Raw genomic sequence first — 21,698 nt, forward strand, 5'->3', positions numbered from 1 at the left:
ACGTTCCGTGCTTGAGCCGTCACTCAGCGGGCATGAACGGTTGTGCGACACCGTATCGGAGGAGTGAGGAGCAGTGACCGAGGGGGCCGGCCTGCGCGTCGGAGACCTGCCGGGTGACCTGACCGCGACGGAGTCCGGCATGTGGCAGGCCTTCCGCAACGGCAGTGACTACGACCTGAGCTGCGGGGACGCGGCCGTCGACGATCCGCACGGCGGACACCCGTGGGGGCCCGAGCGGACGGTGCGGGCGCGCATCGTGTGCTGGCTGCTGCTCGACGGCCCGCCCGCGCTGGCCGGCCGGGTGTCCTCCCTGAAGCTGCGCGGGGTGCGGATCAGCGGCAGCCTGGACCTGGCCGGCGGCATCGTGGTGCCGTACGTGGAGCTGCGCGGCTGCCGCTTCGAGCGGGACGTCCTGCTGCCGGAGGCCCGCTTCACCACCGTGCGCCTGGTGAACTGCTCGGTGCCACGCCTGGAGGCCGCCCGCGTCCACACGGAGGGCGACCTGCACCTCCCGCGCTGCCGCTTCCAGGGCGGCGTCCGGCTGACCGACGCGCACATCGGCACCGACCTGCTGCTGAACCAGGCGGTCGTCCACCGCGACCGCAGCGACCGCTCCATCGCCGGCGACGGGATGACCGTGGGCCAGGACCTCCAGGCCGAGCTGCTGGAGTCGCACGGCGAGCTCAGCCTGCGCAGCGCGAAGATCGGCGTCTCGCTGAGCCTGCGCGGCGCCCGGCTGGCCAATCCCCACACCCGGCTCGCGCTGAACGCGCCGCAGCTGACGGTGGGGCGCACGCTGTACCTGACCCCCGCGGGCGTCGGCGCCTCCATGTCGAGCGGCGTGACCCCCGCGCGCGGGACGCGCATCCAGCGGTTCGAGTGCCAGGGCGGGGTGCGCCTGGACGACGGGCGGTTCGGGGACGCGGTCGACTTCGAGCGGGCCCGGTTCACCCTCACCGACGACCAGGAACTGTCGATGCGCCGGGTGCAGACGCCCGAGCTGCGCTTCCTCGGCGAGCGGCCGCAGCGCGGCAAGGTCACCCTGTCCGGCGCACGGGTCGGCAACCTGGTCGACCGGGCGAGCGCCTGGCCCGGCCCTGGCAATCTGCACATGGGCGGTTTCACCTACGAGAACCTGGTGCCGCGGGGCCCCTTCCCGCTGACCGAGCGGCTGGAGTGGGTGGCCGCGGCGACCGCCGAGTACAACCCGGAGCCGTACGAGCTGCTCGCCTCCGTGCTGCGCAACAGCGGGGAGGACGAGGACGCCCGCGAGGTGCTGCTGGCCAAGCAGCGCCGGCGCCGCGAGAGCCTGCCGCCGGCCGCGAAGCTCTGGGGCTACGCGCAGGACTGGACGGTGGCCTACGGCTACCGGCCGGGGCGGGCCGCGATATGGATGGCGGTGCTGTGGGCGGCGGGCACGCTGGCCTTCGCGCACGCCGCCCATCCGCCGGTGCAGCCCGGGCAGCATCCGCCGTGGAACCCCGCCCTGTTCGCGCTGGACCTGCTGCTCCCGGTCGTCGACCTCGGCCAGGCCGGCCAGTGGCAGCTGCGGGGCGGCTACCAGTGGCTGGCCGCTGCCCTGGTCCTGCTGGGCTGGGTGCTGGCCACGACGGTGGCGGCGGGTGCCACGCGGCTGTTGCGACGGAATTGAGCAGGGCTGTTCACAGTGACCACAGATGCGGAACAGTAGTTGAACGGTTTACCTTTACTCTGTCTTGACCGGTTCGCGTACAACTTTCCGCGGATTACGCATTGCCGCTGGCGCATGCGTGACCTGCGGTCTTTCAATGGTCGTCACCATGGCTCTGCTGCATCCCTTCAACCGCACGGCCCGGGCCTCCCGGGCCCTGCAGCCCCTCGACGGCGCCTTTCCGCCCGATGACGAGGTGCTGCTCGACGTTCCCGACGACCGTCTGGGCCACGCGCTGGTCGCGGCCGCGCGCGGCGAGCACGCTCCCGCGGCCGCCCTGCTGGCGGAGTCCCGCGGGTCCGCCGACTGGGAGATGCGCGACCGCAACACCAGACGCCTGGCCGCCTTCGCCCGCTCCCGCCCGGAGTGGTTCCAGCGGTGGTCGGCCGCCGACCCGCACGACCCGGACCTGCTCCTCGTCCGCGCCCAGCTGGAAGTGGACCGCGCCTGGGACTCCCCCGCCCGCGCCGAGCTGCTGCGCGAGGTGAGCCCCCTGATCACGGCGGCCGCGCGGGGCTACGACCGCGACCCGGTGCCGTGGCGGATCGCGCTGGACCACGCGCGCGGCACCCGCGCCGGCCACACGTACTTCGGCGAACTGTGGGAGGCGGCCCTGCGCCGCGCCCCGCACCACTACGGCTGCCACGTGGCGGCCCTGCGCTACCTGGCCGACTCCTGGCAGGGCTCGTACCGCGAGTGCTTCGACTTCGCCGACCGGGCCGCGCAGGACGCCCTGCCCGACTCCCTGATCCAGGCGCTGCCGTCGCGGGCGGCCCTGGCCTGCCTCACCGACGGCGCGGGCGACGGCGCCTGCCGCTCGGTGCCCCGCGACCGGCTGCACGCGGCGGCCGACCGGGCGATCGCCCTCTCGGCCCGCTTCCCGGCGGCCGACCCCTGGCCGGCCCAGATCCGCAACAAGCTGATGTACGTCCTCTTCCGCCTGGAACGCTGGCAGGAAGCGCTCACCGAGGCTCACCGGATCGGCCCCTACGCCACCTCCTTCCCCTGGGCGCGCTGGTCGGACGACCCGCTGGCGTTCTTCCTCCGGGTGCGTGGCGAGATCCGCGCCCGCGCGACGGCCCCCGCGGACCCCTCCGGGCATCCACGGAGTGAACGTGGCGGACGCGCTTCCCCCGGCGACCACTAGGCTTCTACGCCGTGACCACCGTCCGTCTCCCGCTCTTCCCCCTGAACTCGGTGCTGTTCCCGGGGCTGGTGCTGCCGCTGAACGTCTTCGAGGAGCGCTATCGCGCCATGATGCGCGAACTGCTCAAGACCCCCGAGGACGAACCGCGCCGGTTCGCCGTCGTGGCGATCCGCGACGGCCACGAGGTGGCACCGAGCGGGTCCGGCCTGCCCGACCCCACGGCCCTGCCCGAGCGCGGGCCCGCCGCGGGCTTCGGGCCCGAACCGGAGAAGTCGTTCCACGCGACGGGCTGCGTGGCGGACGCGGCGACCATCCGCGAACGCCCGGACGGCACCTTCGAGGTCCTGGCCACCGGCACCACCCGGGTGCGCCTGCTGTCCGTGGACGCCTCGGGCCCCTTCCTGACGGCGGAGCTGGAGGAGCTCCCCGAGGAGGCGGGCGACGAGGCGGGCGCGCTGGCCGAGGGCGTGCTGCGCGCCTTCCGCCAGTACCAGAAGCGCCTGGCGGGCGCGCGCGAGCGCTCCCTGTCGACCGGCGCCGAACTCCCGGACGAACCCTCCGTGGTCTCCTACCTGGTGGCCGCGGCGATGATGCTGGACACCCCCACCAAACAGCGCCTGCTGCAGGCCCCGGACACCTCCTCCCGGCTGCGCGACGAGCTGAAACTCCTTCGCACCGAGACCGCGATCATCCGTAACCTGCCGTCACTGCCGGCGTCGGAGCTGACGCGCGGCCGGACGAGCCTCAACTAGGGACAAGCGCGGCATGGCGAGGAAGCAGAGGAAGCAGCAGCCGGCAGGCACCCCGGCGACGGTGGCCCTGACGGCGGCCGGCGTCGCGTACACGGTCCACTCCTACGACCACGACCCCTCCCACCCCTCCTACGGCGAGGAGGCGGCGGAGGCGATGGGCGTCTCACCGGACCGGGTCTTCAAGACCCTGGTGGCGGACGTGGACGGAACCCTGACGGTCGCCGTGGTCCCGGTGGCGGGCCGGCTCGATCTGAAGGCCCTGGCCTCGGCGGTGGGCGGCAAACGCGCCGCGATGGCGGACCCGGCCCTCGCCGAACGCACCACGGGCTACGTCCGCGGCGGCATCTCCCCCCTGGGCCAGCGCAAGCGGCTCCCCACGGTCCTGGACGCCTCGGCATGCGCCCACGCCACGGTCTGCGTCTCGGCGGGCCGCCGCGGCCTGGAGGTGGAACTGGCCCCCGACGACCTCACCGAGCTCACCGGAGCGGTCGTGGCCCCGATCGGTCGTGCCTGACCCCTCGACGGCGGTCCCGGTCTCGGCTAATGACGAAGGACATGTCGAAGAAAACCAGAAAACGCAAGTGGCGCACCAAGAAGGGCCGCTCGAACCACGGCCACCGCCCGGCATGACGCCGAACCCCCGCCCCGGACGCCGGTCAGCCGCTTCCCGGCCCGTACCGCGTCCGGGGCCGACGCCGCCCGGAGCGACCGGACCGCCCGGAGCGACCGGGGCGGCGCCCTATCCGAGCGGCGCCCCGTAGGAGTCCTGCGGCCCCGGCTCCGGGTACGACTCCGGCTCCCGGGGCCCGAACAACGCCATCAGTCCCAGGTGCACCACCAGCGCGGCCAGCGACCACGCCAGCAACGCCCCCTTCGCCCCCAGTTTCAGGGGCGCGGAGAACACCACCCCCTTGCCCACCTCCTTGGCATGGGCGATCACGTCCTGCGCGGGCCCGAGCCACACCCCGACCCGCCAGGCCAGCAACGACCCGAGCAGCCCGCCGACCCCCAGCGCCACCACCAGCGGCACTCCCCCGCGCCGCCGCAGCAGGAAGACGGCCAGCGCGCTCATCACACCGAAGCCCAGCGCGAGCAGCGTGAACGTTCCGTCCACCCCGATCGCCTGCTCGCCCTCGCTGTCCGAGAGATAGACCACCCAGCTCTTGTCGACCACGTCCCCGACCAGCGGCACGTGCGGAGCCAGCCACCACCACAGAACACCCAGCAACGCCCCGGCGAGCGCCACGGCCACCGTGACCACGGCGGCATCCCGCACTTCGGTCTTCATTCCGGGCCCGTCCTGTCCGTACGTGCCGTGCCAGAGGGCGTCATGGGGCGCGGGAGCCACCCGCCCGGCGGCCGGCGGCTGCCACGCGTTCTGCGAGGACTGTTCATGCGGCGGTGGAGGAGGAGTCAACGGTGCGGTCACCCTGACATCGTGCCAGGCGCGCCTGTGCGGCGCGTCACCGGACGGCCGCCCGGCGGTAGGCCCAGGTGGCGACGGCGAGCGAGACGACACCCACCGCCCCGCAGACCGCGAGGTCGCCGAGGACGAAGGTCCAGTCCGGATGCGGTCCGAAGGTCCGCGCGAAGGCCTCGACGCCGTACGTCGACGGCAGCAGGTCCCGCGCGATGCGCACCACCTCGGGCATCCGGTCGGCCGGCAGCACCCCGAGCAGCAGCGCCGCGGACATGCCCAGCTGCCCCAGCAGCGTGGCCAGCTCGGGCCGCGGCGCCAGCAGTCCCAGCGCCGCGCCCAGCCCGGCCAGCGCCGCCCCGGCCAGCGGGATCACCGCCGCGAGGATCCACAGGTGCGCCATCGGCAGCCCGAACAGCACGCACCCGAACACCGCCGTGACCACGGCCCCGGGAGCCGTGAACGAGGCGTACGCGCCCGCCGCGCCCAGCACCACGGACGCGGGCGGCACCGGCAGCGTCGCGTAGTGGTCGAGGCCGCCGCTCGCCCGCAGCTGCCCGAAGTACTGGGCGAGCAGGTTCAGCGCCACGAACGCCACCACGAGCACCGCGGAGCCCGCCACCACCGACTCGGCCTCGCCCCCGCCGGACACGACCCCCCGCATCAGGATCATGATCCCGACCGACTGGAAGGTCGCCACGAACAGCAGCGGGATACGGGCCACCCGCGCGCGGGAGAGCTGCGCCCGGTACACGGCGGCGAGAGCCGGCCACATCCGCGCCCGCGGCCCGAGCTCGCCGGCACCGGGGCCGGCCTCCTCGACGGCCAGGGCACCGCCCGGCAGGACATCGGCGGGTACGGCACTCACGTCGTGCTGCTCTCCTTCCGCATCGGGCTCACTGGGGCAGTTCCCCGCAAGGACCATACGAATCCGGCGGCCCGCGCGCTCATGAGGTGGCTCACGCCTTCACCAGCCCCTGCTGCGCGGCGCCGCCCAGCGCCAGGTACACGTCCTCGAGGCTGGGGGTGGCCAGCGTGAAGTCGTCCAGCGCCGCGAAGGCGGCGCCGCCGGTGACGGTGGCGACGACCGCGCGGGCCTCCTCCGGGACGAGCCGCAGCGTCCAGCGGCGCCCGGACTCCGCAGCCCGCTCGCGCAGCGCCGCGACCTCGGGCACGTGCAGCGGCGCCGTCTCGCGCCACACCAGCTCCACCCGCACCTCCCCGGCGACCCGCTCCTTCAGCCCGGCGGGGGTGTCGCAGGCGATCACCCGTCCCCGGTCGATCACGGCGACCCGGTCGAGGACCGTCTCGGCCTCGATGACGTTGTGGGTGACCAGCAGCACCGTCGTCCCGCGCTCGGCCCGCCGCCGGTCCACGGCCGCCCACACGGCCCGCCGGGCCACCGGGTCCATCCCGGTGGTCGGCTCGTCGAGCACCAGCAGCGGGCGCTCCCCGACCAGCGCGGCGGCGAAGCAGGCGAGCCGCCGCTGCCCGCCGGACAGCTTCTTCAGCGGCCGCCCGGCGATCGCCGTCAGCCCGAGCTCCTCGAGCACGGCGTCCCGCTCGGCCCGCGCCCGGCGCGCCTGGAGGCCGCGCAGCCGCCCGGTCGTCTCGGCCGCCAGGGAGACGGTCAGTTCGTCCAGCGCGCTCGACTCCTGACCCAGGTAGGCGAGGAGGCGCGCGGCACGCTCCGGGTGCCGCACGATGTCGTGCCCGAGGATCGCCACCCGCCCGGCGTCGGGCCGCATCAGCCCGGTCAGCTGCCGTACGAGGGTGGACTTGCCCGCGCCGTTCGGCCCGAGCAGCCCGAAGATCTCACCGCGGCGGACGTCGAGGCGGATGTCGTCGGTGGCCCGTACCGCGGGGGTGGCCGGGGTGCCCCGCCGTCCTCGTGCCGCGGGATAGGTCTTGGTCAGTCCGCGCACCGCGCACACGACATCACCACGGTGCCGAAGTGCCTGTGTCGCGCGCGTACCCACAAACCACGAGGGTACGGGGTGCGGAACCGCCGCCCGCCCTCGGGTTGGTCCACAACAGCAAATCCGCCGGTAAAAACCTACTCACCGGCGGGCGCGTGCTCCGCGGCCGTGCGCACGTCGATCTCCCGCCAGAACCCGGCCCGGATGGCGTACCGGTCGTGCTCGTCGATCTGGTCGTCCTTGTGGGCGAGCAGCCCGAAGCGGGCGGCGTAGCGCAGCAGCTCCCCGTCGATGCGGTGCGGGACCCGCGGGTACATCCCGGACAGCTTCTGCAGATGGCTCTGGTCGCCCAGCCGCTCCATCCACCGCCGCGCGAAGACCTGCCCGACCTCGTAGGGGTCGCCGCCGACCGTGGTGATGTCCTCCTCGCGGTCGGCCCACCGCTGCTCCGCCGTGGTCAGCTGCGCGAGCGTGGGCATCGAGGCGGCCTCGGCCGGCTCCGCGGGCGGCCGGTCCACCCAGCCCTTGTCGGAGGACCAGCGCAGGGTCGCGGTCGGCGGGTGCGGGGCGGGCTGCACCCCGGGGGCGCGCAGCGCGGCCAGGTCCTTGGGGGTGGGCACGCCCTTGGCGGCGGGCCCCCGCTCCTGCGTGCCGTTCCCGGTGGCGGCCGCGGCCGGGGCGTGCTCGGTCTCCTCGGCGCTCCGTTCCGGGGCCTGGGCGAGCGGGGCGTCCGGCAGCGGGGCGGAGAGGATGGCGGCGATCTCGGGCCGCGGCGCGGGCGGCGGCGCGCACACCCCGCCGAGTTCCCTGGCCCGTACGGCCTGGGTGATCCAGGTGCGGTCCAGCACCCGCCGCTCGTCCGCCTCGGCGACCAGGTCCTCGGACTGGTTGTAGTCCCCGTCGGCCGCCTGCACGGCCCACAGGTGTACGGCGACCCCGTGCTCCTTGGCGGCCATCATGCCCGGCAGCAGGTCGCCGTCGCCGGTGACGAGGACGATGTCGGAGCAGGCGCGGTTGCGGGCCAGCTCGGTGAGCTCGGCGTGCATGGCGGCGTCCACGCCCTTCTGGGCCCAGCGTCCGTCGCTGCGGGTCAGGGCGCCGAGCCGGACGGTGACCCGGGGCATCACGCGCAGCCGGCGGTGCTCGGGCTGGGGGACGCGGTCGGGGGCGCCGTCGAACCAGTAGATGCGCAGCAGCGGCCGTTCCGTGTCGGATTCGGCGCGTACGCGCAGGGCCTGGATGAGGGCGGTGTGGTCGACGGTGATACGGGAACGCGAGGGCTCCCCCGCGAGGAGACTGGCAGCGGCCCCCAGCAGATACCCGGCGTCGACAAGGACGATGCAGCGGTCCACGCGATCCACCCTCTTTCCGGGAGTTTTGCTTCGGGCTTCCTTCGAGTCTGCCCGACTGCGCGGGTGTTAACGGCCCGAACTCGATCTTCGGCGTGGCGTTTCGGCTCGCGGGCCGCGCTCCCGCGCTCCGACAAGCCCTGTCACGGACGGTAATTATTCGAAATGCGTTCCTTGTCAGCCTATGTGAATCTGATCCCGGTCCTGGCCCCCAGATCCCCCACAGGAGGCAGATCACCATGGCCAAGAACAAGAAACAGAACCGCAAGCAGCCGCAGTCCGAGCGCGCGCAGCAGCAGGACCGGCAGCCCTCGATGGAGACCCCCACCGAGCAGAGCCCCCTGCAGGTCACTCCGGGTGACATGCCGCGCAAGGGCCGGCAGAAGAGCTTCGGTCACAACTGACGTCTGCGTGACGGGTTGTCGAGACCCGGGCACGGCCGAGGGGCGCACCCCCGTGAAAGGGTGCGCCCCTCGCGCGTGGAGCCGGTGCTCAGCCCGCCAGGCAGGAGGGGCCGAGCAGCACCTTCAGATCGCCGAACAGGGCCGGGTCGGGCTTGACCCGGTGCCGGTCCAGGCGCAGGACCGTGGTCCTGGTCGGGCCCTGGAGCTTGATGCGGACCTCGCTGTCGCCCCGGTGGTGGCTGAGGATCTCGCCGAGGCGGCTGACCATCGGCGGGGTGACCCGGGTGGCCGGGATGGTGAGGACCACGGGGGCGTTGGTGCCCGCGTTCGACAGGTCCGGGACCTGCAGCTCCATCGCCACCAGCCGGGGGACGTCCTCGCGCTTGTCGAGGCGGCCCTTGACGAACACCACGGCGTCCTCGACGAGTTGGGTCGACACCAGCTGGTAGGTCGCGGGGAAGAACATGCACTCGATGGAGCCCGCGAGGTCCTCCACCGTGGCGATCGCCCAGGCGTTGCCCTGCTTGGTCATCTTGCGCTGCAGGCCCGAGATGATGCCGCCGATGGTGACGACCGCGCCGTCGGCGTGCTCGCCACCGGTGAGCTGGGCGATACCGGCGTCGGCCTTGTCCGACAGCACGTGCTCCAGGCCGAAGAGCGGGTGGTCGGAGACGTAGAGACCGAGCATCTCCCGCTCCTGGGCGAGCAGGTAGGTCTTGTCCCACTCCTCGTCGGTGAACTGCACGTCGAGGCCGAACCCGGGCTCGCTGGACTCCTCCTCGCCCATCCCGCCGAAGAGGTCGAACTGGCCCTCGGCCTCCTTGCGCTTGACCGCGACCACGTTGTCGATCATCGGTTCGTACTGTGCGGTGAGGCCCTTGCGGGTGTGGCCCAGGGTGTCGAAGGCGCCCGCCTTGATGAGTGACTCGGTGGTGCGCTTGTTGCAGGCGGCCGCGTCGATCTTGTCCAGGTAGTCCGGGAAGGAGGCGTACTTGCCCTTGGCCTTGCGGCTCTTGATGATCGACTCGACCACGTTCGTGCCGACGTTGCGCACGGCCTCCAGGCCGAAGAGGATCACGTCGTCGCCCTGGGCGGCGAAGTTGTGCACCGACTCGTTGACGTTCGGCGGGAGCACCTTGATGCCCATGCGGCGGCACTCGTTGAGGTAGACGGCCGACTTGTCCTTGTCGTCCTTGACGGAGGTCAGCAGCGCCGCCATGTACTCGGCGGGGTGGTTGGCCTTCAGATACGCCGTCCAGTACGACACCAGTCCGTACGCGGCCGAGTGCGCCTTGTTGAAGGCGTAGCCGGCGAAGGGGACCAGGACGTCCCACAGGGCCTGGATCGCCTCGTCGCTGTAGCCGTTCTTGCGGGCGCCGGCCTGGAAGATGGTGAAGTTCTTCGCCAGTTCGTCGGGCTTCTTCTTGCCCATCACCCGGCGCAGGATGTCGGCCTCGCCGAGCGAGTAGCCGGCGATGATCTGCGCGGCCTTCTGCACCTGCTCCTGGTAGACGATCAGGCCGTAGGTGACGTCCAGGACCTCCCGCAGGGGCTCTTCGAGCTCCTTGTGGATGGGCGTGATCTCCTGCTGCTTGTTCTTGCGCAGCGCGTAGTTGGTGTGGGAGTTCATGCCCATCGGGCCCGGGCGGTACAGGGCCGAGACGGCGGAGATGTCCTCGAAGTTGTCGGGCTTCATCAGGCGCAGCAGGGAGCGCATGGGGCCGCCGTCGAACTGGAAGACGCCCAGGGTGTCGCCGCGCTGGAGCAGCTCGAAGGTGGTCGGGTCGTCGAGCGGCAGGCTCAGCAGGTCGATGTCGAGACCCTTGTTGGACTTCACCATCTTGACGGCGTCGTCCATGATCGTCAGGTTGCGCAGGCCGAGGAAGTCCATCTTCAGCAGACCGAGCGACTCGCAGCTCGGGTAGTCCCACTGCGTGATGGTCACGCCGTCGGTGTGGCGCACCCAGACCGGCACGTGCTCGGTGATGGTCTCGCTGGACATGATCACGCCGGCCGCGTGCACACCCATCTGCCGGACCAGGCCCTCCACGCCGCGTGCGGTGTCGATGACCTTCTTCACGTCCGGTTCGTTCTCGTACATCCCGCGGACCTCGCCGGCCTCCGAGTAGCGCGGGTGCTGCGGGTCGGTGATGCCGGACAGCGGGATGCCCTTGCCCAGGACGTCGGCGGGCATGGCCTTGGTGATGCGGTCGCCCATCGCGTACGGGTAGCCCAGCACGCGCGCGGAGTCCTTGATGGCGTTCTTGGCCTTGATGGTGCCGTAGGTGCCGATCATGGCGACCTTGTCGGCGCCGTACTTCTCCGTCACGTACCGGATGACCTCGACGCGCCTGCGCTCGTCGAAGTCGATGTCGACGTCGGGCATGGAGATGCGCTCGGGGTTGAGGAACCGCTCGAAGATCAGGCCGTGCGGGATCGGGTCGAGGTCGGTGATGCCCATGGCGTAGGCGACGATCGAGCCGGCCGCGGAGCCACGGCCGGGGCCGACCGCGATGCCGTTGTTCTTGGCCCACATGATGAAGTCGGCGACCACGAGGAAGTAGCCCGGGAAGCCCATCGAGATGATGACGTCCATCTCGTACTCGGCCTGCTTCTGGCGGTCCTCGGGGACGCCGCCGGGGAAGCGGCGCTCCATGCCGCGGCGGACCTCCTCCTTGAACCAGGTGACCTCGGTGTAGCCCTCGGGGATGTCGAACCTGGGCATCAGGTCGCGCTTCTCGAACATGCCCGTGGTGTCGACCATCTCGGCGACGAGCAGGGTGTTGCGGCAGCCCTCCTGCCAGGCGTCGGAGGAGTCGATGGCGTACATCTCGTCCGTGGACTTCAGGTAGTAGCCGGTGCCGTCGAACTTGAAGCGGTCGGGGTCGGAGAGGTTCTTGCCGGTCTGGATGCACAGCAGGGCGTCGTGCGCGGTCGCCTCGTGCGCGTAGGTGTAGTGCGAGTCGTTGGTGACCAGCGGCGGGATGCCGAGCTTCCGGCCGATCTCCAGCAGGCCGTCGCGGACCCGGTGCTCGATGTCGATGCCGTGGTCCATCAGCTCAAGGAAGTAGCGGTCCTTGCCGAAGATGTCCTGGTAGTCGGCGGCCGCCTTGAGGGCCTCCTCCTCCTGGCCCAGGCGCAGCCGGGTCTGGACCTCGCCCGAGGGGCAGCCCGTGGAGGCGACGATCCCCTCCGACCACTGGGAGATCGTCTCCTTGTCCATGCGGGGCCACTTCTGCAGCCAGCCCTCGGCGTAGGCGTCGGAGGAGAGGCGGAAGATGTTGTGCAGGCCCGTCCTGTTCACGGCCCACATCGTCTTGTGGGTGTAACCGCCGGAGCCGGAGACGTCGTCGCGCTTCTGGTGCGGCTGGCCCCACTGGATCTTGCGCTTGTTGCGCCGCGACTCGGGCGCGACATATGCCTCGATCCCGATGATCGGGGTGATTCCGGCCTTCTTCGCGGAGTGGAAGAAGTCGTACGCCCCATGGAGGTTGCCGTGATCGGACATGGCGATATGCGTCATGCCCATCTCGTTGCACGCGTTGAACATGTCCTTCAGCCGCGCGGCACCGTCCAGCAGCGAGTACTGGGTGTGGACGTGCAGGTGCGTGAACGGCGGCTTTGACACGGTGCGGCCTCCATGGAAAACACTCGGTGACGGGCGCTCGGACGGTTGTGGGGTCAGCGCCGAAGTCTATGCCCCGGCACTGACACTCCGGGGGCTCCGCCGCGTACCTTCACAGCGAGGATCCCGGGCACTTCCGCGCGTCCTCACCCGTTGGAAACGACGGAACGCCGTCGTACACATCCATGCACCAGGAGGCACCCCGCGATGTCGGTACCCCAGCTCAACGACGAGCAGCGCGGCGAGGAGATCCTCGCCGTCTTCGACACCGCCTTCGGCGAGCTCCTGGCCGCCGACCCGGCCGCGTTCCGCGTGAAGTTCCGGAAGATGGCGGCCTCGGCGTTCGCGTTCTACCGGGGCACGGCGTGCCTCTTCTACCACGACCTGGACGCGGACAAGCGGGGCGGCCCGTACCTGGACGACCGCACCTCGCGCGTGTGGATCCACGGCGACCTGCACGCGGAGAACTTCGGCACGTACATGGACTCCAACGGCCGGCTGGTCTTCAACGTCAACGACTTCGACGAGGCCTACGTGGGCCCCTTCACCTGGGACCTCAAGCGCTTCTCCGCCTCCATCGCCCTGATCGGCTACGCCAAGGCGCTCAGCGACCGGCAGATCACCGAGCTGGTGGGGATCTACGCGGGCGCGTACCGCGAGCGCGTCCACGCGCTGGCGACCGGCGCGAAGAGCGACGAGGTGCCGCCGTTCACGCTGGACACCGCCGAGGGCCCGCTGCTCGGCGCCCTGCGCGCAGCCCGCTCGCTGACCCGCTTCGAGCTGCTGGACTCGATGACGGAGATCCGCGACTTCGAGCGCCGTTTCGCCCCCGGCGGCGGCTCGATCGAGCTGGACGCGGCGACCCGTTACAAGGTCCTCGCCGCCTTCGACGGCTATCTGGAGACGCTGCCGGACGCGTCGCTGGCCCGTCCGGACTCCTACCGGGTGAAGGACGTGGTCGGACGCCGCGGCATCGGCATCGGCTCGGCCGGCCTGCCGTCGTACAACATCCTCCTCGAGGGCCACAGCGACGCCCTGGAGAACGACGTGGTGATCTACATCAAGCAGGCCCAGACCCCGGCCGTCTCCCGGCACATCACCGACCAGGCGATCCGCGACTACTTCCGGCACGAGGGCCACCGCACGGTGATCTCACAGCGCGCCCTGCAGGCGCACGCCGACCCGTGGCTGGGCTGGACCGAGCTGGACGGCGCGGGGCAGCTGGTCGCCGAGGTATCGCCGTACGCGGTCGACCTGGACTGGGGCGACATCGACGACCCGGAGGAGATCGCCGCCGTCGTCGCCGACCTCGGCCGGGCCACGGCCACCATGCACGCGGCGGCCGACGACACCTCCGGCGAGTCCCTCGTGCCGTTCTCCACCGAGCGCGCCATCGACGCGGTGATCGCCGCCGACGAGGACGGCTTCGCGGACCTGCTGACGGACTTCGCGCACACCTACGGCGCACGCGCGCGGGCGGACCACCAGATCTTCGTCGACCTGTTCCGCAACGGCCGGATTCCGGGTCTGTGACGGTCCGGGCTCTCACAGGGACCTTTTAGGGCTCTCTTACCGGAGCGCATGACACACTCTTCCTCGCTATGGACATAACCGGGATCCGACTCCGAGCGCTTCGCGCGGCGCTGTTCACGACGCTGGTCGTGACGCTCAGCACCGCGTCGCACGTGCTGCTGTCGCAGGTCCCGCTGCCGCTGAACACGGTGGCCGCGGTCGCCGCCACCGTGTTCGCGGTCTCCTACGCCCTGGCCGGCCGCGAGCGCGGCTTCGGTCCGATCGCCGCCCTGCTGATCCCGCTGGAGCTGGCCGCGGACACGGTCTTCACCACCGGTCAGCACGTCTGCTATGGCCCCGCGGGCGGACCGGTGACCGGCCCGCTGCGCTCCGTCGGCTGGGACCTGCTGTGCGGCACCGGCACCCAGGTCGGCACCCCGCTGACCCGGGTGGCCGCCGACACCGGCACCGACCGGCTCGCGTCGCTGCTCGCCCATGCCGACCCGGCCACCACCTGGCTGCTGCTGGGCGCGCACGTCGGTGTCGGCCTGCTCGCCGCCGCCTGGCTGCGCCGCGGCGAGCGCGCCCTGACCCAGCTGCTGCGGGCGGCCGCCGCGACGACGTTCCGGCCGCTGCTGCTCGCGGTCGCCGCGGTGGCCGTACGGCCCGCCGCCGTGCTCCGGCGCCTGGGGCGCCCCGGCCCGCCGGCCGCCCTCGTCCTCGACCGGCTCCTCGTGCACTCCCTGGGACGGCGCGGACCGCCGTGCTCGCCCGCGCTGGTCTGAGCGCCCTTCCCGGGCGCCCGGCCGGCCTCACCGAGCACGACCAGTCCCCCACACGCTCTGCGCGCATACAGCTGCGCGTCCCACAGGGAGAACACCGACATGAGCAAGCGCAACAGCCAGGCGGCGAAGACGGCGGCCCGCGAGCGGCTGCGCCAGGAACGCGAGCGCCAGGCCAAGCGGGCCAAGGTCAGGCGGCAGGCCATCGTGGCCGGTTCGATCGTGGTCGTCCTGGCGGCGGCGGGCGGCATAGGCTACGCCGTCGTGCAGGCGAACAAGCCCAGCCACTGGGAGGCCGTGAAGGACGAGAAGGTCGTCGCACCGGCCCACACCACCGGCAAGAACGGCACGACAGTCGTCATCGGCAAGGCGAGCGCCAAGAAGACCCTCAAGGTCTACGAGGACCCGCGCTGCCCGGTCTGCGCCCAGTTCGAGCAGACCGTCGGCGCGACGGTGAAGAAGGACATCGACGCCGGCAAGTTCAAGTTCCAGTACGTCGGCGCCACGTTCATCGACGGCCACGACAACGGCGAGGGCTCCAAGAACGCGCTCAGCGCCCTGGGCGCCGCGCTGAACGTCAGCGACGAGGCGTTCCTGCAGTACAAGAGCGCCCTCTACTCGACGAAGTGGCACCCGGACGAGACGCAGGACAAGTTCAAGGACGACAGCTACCTCATCAAGGTCGCGAACACCGTCCCCGCGCTGAAGAACAACACCGCGTTCCAGAACGCGGTCAGGAAGGGCACCTACGACGCCTGGGCGATGGCCATGTCGAAGACCTTCGACGACAACAAGGACGGCGTCACCGGCACCCCGACCTTCGTCATGGACGGCAAGCAGCTCAACAACGGCAGCCCGCTGCTGACCGTGGCCGACTTCAACAAGGTGGTGGGCGCGGCCCTCAAGTCCTGAGCTCCGGCCGGGGCTCCGGGAAGGCCCTTGCCCCGACCGGGCTCCCCGGCCTCCGCGTGAAGAGCGGGCGAACTTTCCGTGTTCGCCCGCTCCGGCGCATACCAGCCAGTAACCTGATCGCCCGTGACCAGTCGATTCAGATCATCCGAGGCGCTTCAGGACCCCAACTCGCCTGCGCCCCGCCGCCGTACAGTCGTCAAAGCCGCGGCGGCGACGGCCGGCGCCGGTATCGTCGCGGGCCCGCTCGCCGCCGCGTTCCCCGCCCGCGCCGCCGCGGACACGCCCGCCTTCCTGCACGGCGTGGCCTCCGGCGACCCGCTGCCCGACGGCATCCTGCTGTGGACGCGGGTGACGCCCACGGCCGACGCCGTTCCCGGCTCCGGGCTCGGTCCGGACACCGAGGTCGGCTGGGTGGTCGCCCGGGACAGGGCGCTGACCGACGTCGTGGCCAAGGGCTCCACCACCGCGACCGCCGCCTCCGACCACACCGTCAAGGCGGACATACGGGGCCTCGCGCCCGCCACCGACTACTGGTTCCGCTTCTCGGCCGGCGGCACCGACTCCCCCGTCGCCCGTACCCGCACCGCGCCCGCCGCCGACGCCGCCGTCTCCGGCCTGCGCTTCGGCGTGGTCTCCTGCGCCAACTGGGAGGGCGGCTACTTCGCCTCCTACCGCCATCTCGCGGCCCGGGGCGACCTCGACGCCTGGCTGCACCTCGGCGACTACATCTACGAGTACAAGTCGGGCGAGTACGCGGCCCGCGGCACGGTCGTGCGCCCGCACGCGCCCGCGCACGAGATCATCACCCTCGCCGACTACCGCACCCGGCACGGCAAGTACAAGACCGACCCGGACCTGCAGGCGCTGCACCACACGGCGCCGGTCGTCGCGATCTGGGACGACCACGAGTTCGCCGACAACGCCTGGTCCGGCGGCGCGGTCAACCACACCGAGGGCGCCGAGGGCACCTGGACCGACCGCAAGGCGGCCGCGAAGCAGGCCTACTTCGAGTGGATGCCGGTCCGCCCGGCGATCGCGGGCACGACCTACCGCCGGCTGCGCTTCGGCAAGCTCGCCGACCTCTCCCTGCTGGACCTGCGCTCCTTCCGCTCCCAGCAGGCGTCCACGGCGAGCGGTTCGGTCGACGACCCGGACCGCACGATCACCGGGCGGGCCCAACTGGACTGGCTGAAGGCCGGGTTGAAGGCCTCCGACACCACCTGGCGGCTGGTCGGCAACTCGGTGATGATCTCGCCGTTCGTCATCGGCTCCCTCTCCGCGGACCTGCTCAGGCCGCTCGCCGAGCTGCTCGGGCTGCCGCGGGAGGGCCTCGCGCTCAACACCGACCAGTGGGACGGCTACACGGACGACCGCCGCGAGCTCCTGGCCCACCTGCGCTCCCACGCGATCCGCAACACCGTCTTCCTGACCGGCGACATCCACATGGCGTGGGCCAACGACGTGCCGGTGGACGCCGGAACGTATCCGCTGTCGGCCTCCGCCGCCACGGAGTTCGTCGTCACCTCGGTGACCTCCGACAACCTCGACGACATCGTGAAGGCGCCCGAGGGCACGGTCTCCGCGGTCGCCGCGCCGGTCATCCGCGCCGCCAACCGGCACGTCCACTGGGTCGACACCGACCGCCACGGCTACGGCGTCCTGGACGTCACCGCCGACCGCGCGCAGATGGACTACTACGTCCTGTCCGACCGCACGGACCGGAACGCGACCTCGGCCTGGGTGCGTTCGTACCGCACGCGTTCCGGCACGCAGAAGGTCGAGCGCGCCTACCGCCCCGTGTAGCCCCCGGCTCGGCTACAGGGTCCCGAGGAAGCCGAGCGCCACCCGCCAGGTGGCCTCGGCGGCCTCCTCGTCCCAGTCCGGCAGGCCGGGATCGGTGTAGAGGTGCCCGGCGCCCGCGTACCGGTACACCTCCACGTCCGCGCCCGCTCGGCCCATCTGCAGGTACCAGGCGCTCAGCCAGTCGTCCGTCTCGAACGGGTCGGGCTCGGCCACGTGCAGCTGTACCGGCAGGCCGTCCACCGCGGCGTTCGGCGCGATGTCCGAGGTGCCGTGCAGGAGCAGCAGTCCGCGGGCCCCCTCGTCGCCGAGGGCGAGGGTCTGGGCGACGGAGGCGCCGAGCGAGAAGCCGGCGTACACCAGGCCCCGCTCGGAGTAGGGCGCGGCGGCCAGAACGGCACGCCTGAGCAGTTCGTCCTTGCCGATCTCGTCCTTGCAGGCCATGCCCTCCTCGACCGTCTCGAACGTACGCCCGTCGAAGAGGTCCGGCGTCCACACCTCGTGCCCGGCGCCGCGCAGCCGGTCCGCGGCCTCGCGCACCGCGGGCCTGAGGCCGTAGGTCGAGTGAAAGAGCATGATGTTCATGAGGCCATGGTGCCAGCCGGGTCCGGCAGCACCCTTCCGCGGCCGTACCCGCATCGAGCCGCAACTCACATGTTCATGGCCCCGGGAGACGGTTACGTTCGGAGGCATGGAGAACGTACTGCGTCCGCTGATCGTGATCGGCGGCTCGGTCGTGCTCACGCTGGTCATCGGCTGGGCCACCGATCAGCTGCTGCGCAAGGCCGACGAACGGCACCGGGAGACGCCGCTGTGGGGGCTGCTGCGCCGCGCCCGTGTGCCCTACCAGCTCGTGATCTGCGCCGCCCTGCTGAGAGGCTCCTACGACCAGCTGCAGCGGCTCAGGGACTACCGGGTCGGCATCGGCCAGGCGCTGACCCTGGTGCTGATCGGGGCCACCGCGTGGCTGGTCGTGCGGATCGCGGCCGCGATCGTCGAGACGTCGTACAGCCACTACGCCCGCGCCCACCACGACGCCGCCCGGGTGCGCCGGGTGCGGACCCAGGTGTCGCTGATCATGCGGGTGGTGACCGCGAGCGTCGGCGTGGTGGCCGTCGCCGCGATGCTGCTGACCTTCCCGGCCATGCGCGCGGCCGGTGCCTCGCTGCTGGCCTCGGCCGGCATCGTCGGCATCGTCGCCGGTGTCGCCGCCCAGTCGACCCTCAGCAACATGTTCGCCGGCTTCCAGATCGCCTTCGGCGACATGGTGCGGATCGGCGACACGGTCGTGGTGGACGGCGAGTGGGGCACGGTCGAGGAGATCACGCTGACCTTCCTGACCGTGCGGACCTGGGACGAGCGCCGGATCACGATGCCGGTGTCGTACTTCACCTCGAAGCCGTTCGAGAACTGGTCGCGCGGCGGCAACCAGATGACGGGCACCGTCTTCTGGCACCTCGACCACAGCGCGCCGGTCGAGGCGATGCGCGAACGGCTGCGGGACATCCTGCGCGAGTGCCCGGCCTGGGACGGCCGCGCCTGCGGTCTCGTGGTCACCGACTCCACGCCGAACACCGTCCAGGTCCGCGCCCTGGTGACGGCGAAGGACGCGGACGACATCTGGACGGTCCGGGTCACGGTGCGCGAGCAGATGCTCGCCTGGCTGTGCCGGAACCATCCCTACGCCCTGCCCCGCGTCAACACGGCGGAGGCGGTCCTGCCGCCGGGCCGGCCCACCGCGGACGGGCACATCGGCGCACAGCGTGACGGGCACCGCTCCGGCCACGCCGACGGCGGTGCCGCCGCGCGCCGTGTCTCCGAGTCGCCGCGGACGGGCCGCGGCTGAGGCGAGACGCCGGCCCCGGGCCGTGCGGGTCCCTCCCGTACGGCCCGTGCGGCCCGTGCGGCCCGTGCGGCCCGTGCGGCCTCAGTGTCCGCGTTCGGCGCCGCCGTTGACCTGCACGACCTGTGAGGTGATGTGGCCGGCGCCCGCGGAGGCGAGCCAGTGCAGGGTCGAGGCGACGTCACCGGGCGTACCGGGGCGTTTGGTGGAGGTGTCGGCGATGAGCCGCTCGCGTCGCGCCGGGTCGATCCGCGGCCCGAAGAACTCGGTGTCCTCCACATAGCCCGGCGCCACCACGTTCACGGTGATCCCGCGCGGCCCCAACTCCCGTGCCAGGTCGTGGGCGTACGGGTGCAGGGCGGCCTTGGCGGCGCCGTACGCCCCGCTCCCGGACCCCCGGTACGCCGCGATGGAGCTGATGAACAGCACCCGTCCGCCCGTGAGGCCAGCCGGTGCTTCAGCGCTTCCGTGAGCAGCGCGGCGGTCAGGGTGTTGATCCGGAAGTTCACCGTCCACTCGTGCGCGACCCGGTCGAGCGGATCCTCGCCCTCCGCCCCGGGTTCCAGCTGCCCGGTGCCCCCGGCACTGTGGACCAGCACGTCCACCGTGCCGAACTCCTGCGCCACGAAACCGGCGACACCGCGCACGGCGGCCGTGTCACTCAGGTCGGCCGCGTAGGCCGACGCCCCGGGCACCCCGGCCCGTCTGAGCACCTCCTCCCGGCGCCCCAGCAGCAGGACCCGGTCCCCGTCCGCCGCGAAGACACGGGCCGCGGCGAGCCCGATTCCCGTACCGCCACCACTGATCACGACATTGCGAGCCATGAGGCGACTCTACGAAGCCCGGCCGCCGGCCGCGATCGATATCCGGGCGGCGCGGCGGCCGTATCCGGGCGGCGCGGCGGCCCCACGTGCCCGCCGGCGGCGGAGGTCAGCGCAGACTGCGCACGTCGAGATGGCGCAGCACCCGGTCCACGATCTCCGGATCCGCTCCCGGCTCGCTGCGCGCGGCCAGCACCTCGTGCCGGGCGGCGCTCAGCATCTCGCCCTGGATCCGGCGCATCCGCCTGAGCCGGCGCACCCGCATCTCGTGCGCCTCCCGCCGCTCCTCCTCGCCCATCTCGGGGCTGATCCGCACCCCGATCTCGAAGGCCCGCCGCAGCATCTGCTCGGACAGCTCCTCCGGCAGCTCCTCGACCTCCTCGATCTCCCGCAGCCTGCGTTTGGCCGCCTTGGCCGCCCGCGCGGCCAGCGTCCTCTCGAACGCCTTCTCCCGCTCCGTGTCGGCCCGCACCCCCAGCCGCCTCACCAGCCACGGCAGGGTCAGTCCCTGGAGCACCAGCGTCGCCATGATCACGCCGAAGGCGATGAACACGATCTCGTTCCGGTCCGGGAACGCCGAGCCGTCGTCGGTCCTCAGCGGGATCGCCAGCGCCAGCGCCACCGAGGCCACCCCGCGCATCCCCGACCACCACATGATGACGGTCTCCCGCCAGGTCATCGGGATGTCCTCGTCGTGGTCCCGTCCGGCGTGCAGCCGTCTGGTGAGCCAGGTCGCCGGCAGCAGGTACACCAGCCGCAGGACGACCACCACGGCCACCACCACGCCCGCCCATCCGAGCATCTCGCTCCACCGCCCGGACGCCGTCCGCAGCGCGTTGTGCAGTTCGAGACCGATCAGACCGAAGGCGACCCCGGTGACGAGGGTGTCGACGATGTCCCAGAAGGTGTGACCGGCGAGCCGGGTCATCACGTCGTCGGGGTCGGTGCCGTACTCGGCGAGGAAGAGCGCGGTGGTGAGCACGGCGAGCACACCGGAGCCGTGCAGTTCCTCCGCGAGGACGTACGAGGCGTACGGCACCAGCAGCGTGAGGCCGACCTGCAGGGTCGCGTCCCCCAGCAGGTCCAGGAGCCGGTTGGCGCCCCAGCCCAGGGCCACGCCCACGGCCAGGGCGACGACGGCGGACAGCACCAGGTCCAGCGCGGCCCGCCCCGGATCGAAGGCGCCGCTGACGACGGCCGCGACCGCGACGTGATACAGCACGATCGCCGTCACGTCGTTGAACAGACCCTCGCCCTCCAGGATGGACACCAGCCGGCGGGGCAGCCCCAGCTGCCCGGCGACGGCGGTCGCGGCGACCGGGTCCGGCGGCGCCACCAGCGCGCCGAGCGCCACGGCGGCGGCGACGGACAGCCCCGGCACGATGGTGTGCGCCACGGCGGCCACGCACACGGTGGTGACGAAGACCAGCGCCACCGCCAGCAGGAAGATCGGCCGGCGGTTGGCCGCGAACTGCCGCCAGGAGGTGCGCCGCACGGCCGCGTACAGCAGCGGTGGCAGCAGCAGGGGCAGGATCAGGTCCGGCGGCACGTCGACGTTCGGCACGAAGTCCACGACGGCGAGGACGATCCCCAGCAGCGTCATCAGCACCGGCGCGGGCAACCCGAAGCGGTCCCCCAGCGGGACGCTCACCAGGGCCCCGAGCAGCAGCACGAACAGCAGGGCCAGCTGGTCCACGGTCAGCGCTCCGGGCGGGTCGGACGACG

At 72.0% G+C, this 21,698-nt stretch carries 17 protein-coding genes and 1 pseudogene; 10 read left to right on the top strand and 8 right to left on the bottom strand.

Features of this window, described 5'->3' with window-relative positions:
* The first annotated feature begins 73 nt into the window (after positions 1-73).
* From ACJ9NR_RS10860 to ybaK, 4 genes are all read left to right on the top strand, one after another.
* Positions 74-1,651, top strand: a complete 1,578-nt coding sequence (locus ACJ9NR_RS10860; RefSeq protein WP_412487316.1) for an oxidoreductase — start codon at positions 74-76, stop codon at positions 1,649-1,651.
* A gap of 136 nt (positions 1,652-1,787) precedes the next feature.
* The gene (locus ACJ9NR_RS10865; RefSeq protein WP_412487317.1) at positions 1,788-2,837 is read left to right on the top strand and encodes a hypothetical protein; all 1,050 of its coding nucleotides are present in this window, start codon (positions 1,788-1,790) and stop codon (positions 2,835-2,837) included.
* An 11-nt stretch (positions 2,838-2,848) separates the two neighbouring features.
* Complete coding sequence (locus ACJ9NR_RS10870; RefSeq protein ID WP_412487318.1) at positions 2,849-3,589, top strand: LON peptidase substrate-binding domain-containing protein; 741 nt, start codon at positions 2,849-2,851, stop codon at positions 3,587-3,589.
* 13 nt (positions 3,590-3,602) lie between these two features.
* The gene (gene ybaK / locus ACJ9NR_RS10875; protein WP_412487319.1) at positions 3,603-4,103 is read left to right on the top strand and encodes a Cys-tRNA(Pro) deacylase; all 501 of its coding nucleotides are present in this window, start codon (positions 3,603-3,605) and stop codon (positions 4,101-4,103) included.
* A gap of 225 nt (positions 4,104-4,328) precedes the next feature.
* On the opposite strand, the gene ACJ9NR_RS10880 is transcribed toward ybaK, so the two are convergent.
* From ACJ9NR_RS10880 to ACJ9NR_RS10895, 4 genes are all read right to left on the bottom strand, one after another.
* Complete coding sequence (locus ACJ9NR_RS10880) at positions 4,329-5,018, bottom strand: AAA family ATPase (RefSeq protein WP_412487320.1); 690 nt, start codon at positions 5,016-5,018, stop codon at positions 4,329-4,331.
* Positions 5,019-5,052: 34 nt separating this feature from the next.
* On the bottom strand, positions 5,053-5,874 hold the full coding sequence (locus tag ACJ9NR_RS10885; protein ID WP_412487321.1) for an ABC transporter permease: 822 nt from the start codon (positions 5,872-5,874) through the stop codon (positions 5,053-5,055).
* A gap of 91 nt (positions 5,875-5,965) precedes the next feature.
* Positions 5,966-6,940, bottom strand: coding sequence for an ABC transporter ATP-binding protein (locus tag ACJ9NR_RS10890; RefSeq protein WP_412487322.1), 975 nt, complete (start codon positions 6,938-6,940; stop codon positions 5,966-5,968).
* A 122-nt stretch (positions 6,941-7,062) separates the two neighbouring features.
* Entirely contained in the window at positions 7,063-8,277 is a 1,215-nt protein-coding gene (locus ACJ9NR_RS10895; protein WP_412487323.1) for an NYN domain-containing protein, read from the bottom strand.
* 236 nt (positions 8,278-8,513) lie between these two features.
* Here ACJ9NR_RS10895 and ACJ9NR_RS10900 point away from each other — a divergent pair, with 236 nt between their 5' ends.
* A complete protein-coding gene (locus ACJ9NR_RS10900; protein WP_412487324.1) occupies positions 8,514-8,678 on the top strand; it encodes a hypothetical protein in 165 nt (54 codons plus the stop codon).
* Between the two features lie 88 nt (positions 8,679-8,766).
* Here ACJ9NR_RS10900 and dnaE read toward each other — a convergent pair whose 3' ends face one another.
* Positions 8,767-12,306 carry a DNA polymerase III subunit alpha gene (dnaE, locus tag ACJ9NR_RS10905; RefSeq protein WP_412487325.1) on the bottom strand — a complete coding sequence of 1,180 codons (3,540 nt, stop codon included), beginning with the start codon at positions 12,304-12,306 and terminating at the stop codon, positions 8,767-8,769.
* Between the two features lie 204 nt (positions 12,307-12,510).
* Between dnaE and ACJ9NR_RS10910 the strand changes: the two genes are divergently transcribed.
* The 4 genes from ACJ9NR_RS10910 to ACJ9NR_RS10925 all read left to right on the top strand — a co-directional run bounded on the left by ACJ9NR_RS10910 (position 12,511) and on the right by ACJ9NR_RS10925 (position 17,312).
* Positions 12,511-13,836, top strand: a complete 1,326-nt coding sequence (locus tag ACJ9NR_RS10910) for a DUF2252 domain-containing protein (protein WP_412487326.1) — start codon at positions 12,511-12,513, stop codon at positions 13,834-13,836.
* 68 nt (positions 13,837-13,904) lie between these two features.
* Positions 13,905-14,600: a hypothetical protein gene (locus ACJ9NR_RS10915; protein WP_412487327.1), complete on the top strand. Its 696-nt coding sequence runs from the start codon at positions 13,905-13,907 to the stop codon at positions 14,598-14,600.
* Positions 14,601-14,699: 99 nt separating this feature from the next.
* On the top strand, positions 14,700-15,509 hold the full coding sequence (locus ACJ9NR_RS10920) for a thioredoxin domain-containing protein (protein ID WP_412487328.1): 810 nt from the start codon (positions 14,700-14,702) through the stop codon (positions 15,507-15,509).
* Positions 15,510-15,632: 123 nt separating this feature from the next.
* The gene (locus ACJ9NR_RS10925; protein ID WP_412487329.1) at positions 15,633-17,312 is read left to right on the top strand and encodes an alkaline phosphatase D family protein; all 1,680 of its coding nucleotides are present in this window, start codon (positions 15,633-15,635) and stop codon (positions 17,310-17,312) included.
* Between the two features lie 12 nt (positions 17,313-17,324).
* Here the strand turns inward: ACJ9NR_RS10925 and ACJ9NR_RS10930 are convergent, their stop codons facing one another.
* Positions 17,325-17,894 carry a dienelactone hydrolase family protein gene (locus ACJ9NR_RS10930; RefSeq protein ID WP_412487330.1) on the bottom strand — a complete coding sequence of 190 codons (570 nt, stop codon included), beginning with the start codon at positions 17,892-17,894 and terminating at the stop codon, positions 17,325-17,327.
* Positions 17,895-18,000: 106 nt separating this feature from the next.
* Between ACJ9NR_RS10930 and ACJ9NR_RS10935 the strand changes: the two genes are divergently transcribed.
* Entirely contained in the window at positions 18,001-19,155 is a 1,155-nt protein-coding gene (locus tag ACJ9NR_RS10935; protein WP_412487331.1) for a mechanosensitive ion channel family protein, read from the top strand.
* An 81-nt stretch (positions 19,156-19,236) separates the two neighbouring features.
* Here the strand turns inward: ACJ9NR_RS10935 and ACJ9NR_RS10940 are convergent.
* Positions 19,237-19,976: pseudogene (locus ACJ9NR_RS10940) on the bottom strand (SDR family NAD(P)-dependent oxidoreductase).
* Between the two features lie 106 nt (positions 19,977-20,082).
* The gene (locus tag ACJ9NR_RS10945) at positions 20,083-21,669 is read right to left on the bottom strand and encodes a Na+/H+ antiporter (RefSeq protein WP_412487332.1); all 1,587 of its coding nucleotides are present in this window, start codon (positions 21,667-21,669) and stop codon (positions 20,083-20,085) included.
* Positions 21,670-21,698: the final 29 nt, after the last annotated feature.

Source organism: Streptomyces sediminimaris, from assembly GCF_047049295.1.
GTDB lineage: Bacteria > Actinomycetota > Actinomycetes > Streptomycetales > Streptomycetaceae > Streptomyces > Streptomyces sediminimaris.

Coding starts and splice junctions, on each gene's coding strand:
- ACJ9NR_RS10865 (WP_412487317.1), top strand. CDS start 1,788: ATGGTCGTCACCATGGCTCTGCTGCATCCCTTCAACCGCACGGCCCGG.
- ybaK (WP_412487319.1), top strand. CDS start 3,603: ATGGCGAGGAAGCAGAGGAAGCAGCAGCCGGCAGGCACCCCGGCGACG.
- ACJ9NR_RS10900 (WP_412487324.1), top strand. CDS start 8,514: ATGGCCAAGAACAAGAAACAGAACCGCAAGCAGCCGCAGTCCGAGCGC.
- ACJ9NR_RS10910 (WP_412487326.1), top strand. CDS start 12,511: ATGTCGGTACCCCAGCTCAACGACGAGCAGCGCGGCGAGGAGATCCTC.
- ACJ9NR_RS10915 (WP_412487327.1), top strand. CDS start 13,905: ATGGACATAACCGGGATCCGACTCCGAGCGCTTCGCGCGGCGCTGTTC.
- ACJ9NR_RS10920 (WP_412487328.1), top strand. CDS start 14,700: ATGAGCAAGCGCAACAGCCAGGCGGCGAAGACGGCGGCCCGCGAGCGG.
- ACJ9NR_RS10930 (WP_412487330.1), bottom strand. CDS start 17,894: ATGAACATCATGCTCTTTCACTCGACCTACGGCCTCAGGCCCGCGGTG.
- ACJ9NR_RS10935 (WP_412487331.1), top strand. CDS start 18,001: ATGGAGAACGTACTGCGTCCGCTGATCGTGATCGGCGGCTCGGTCGTG.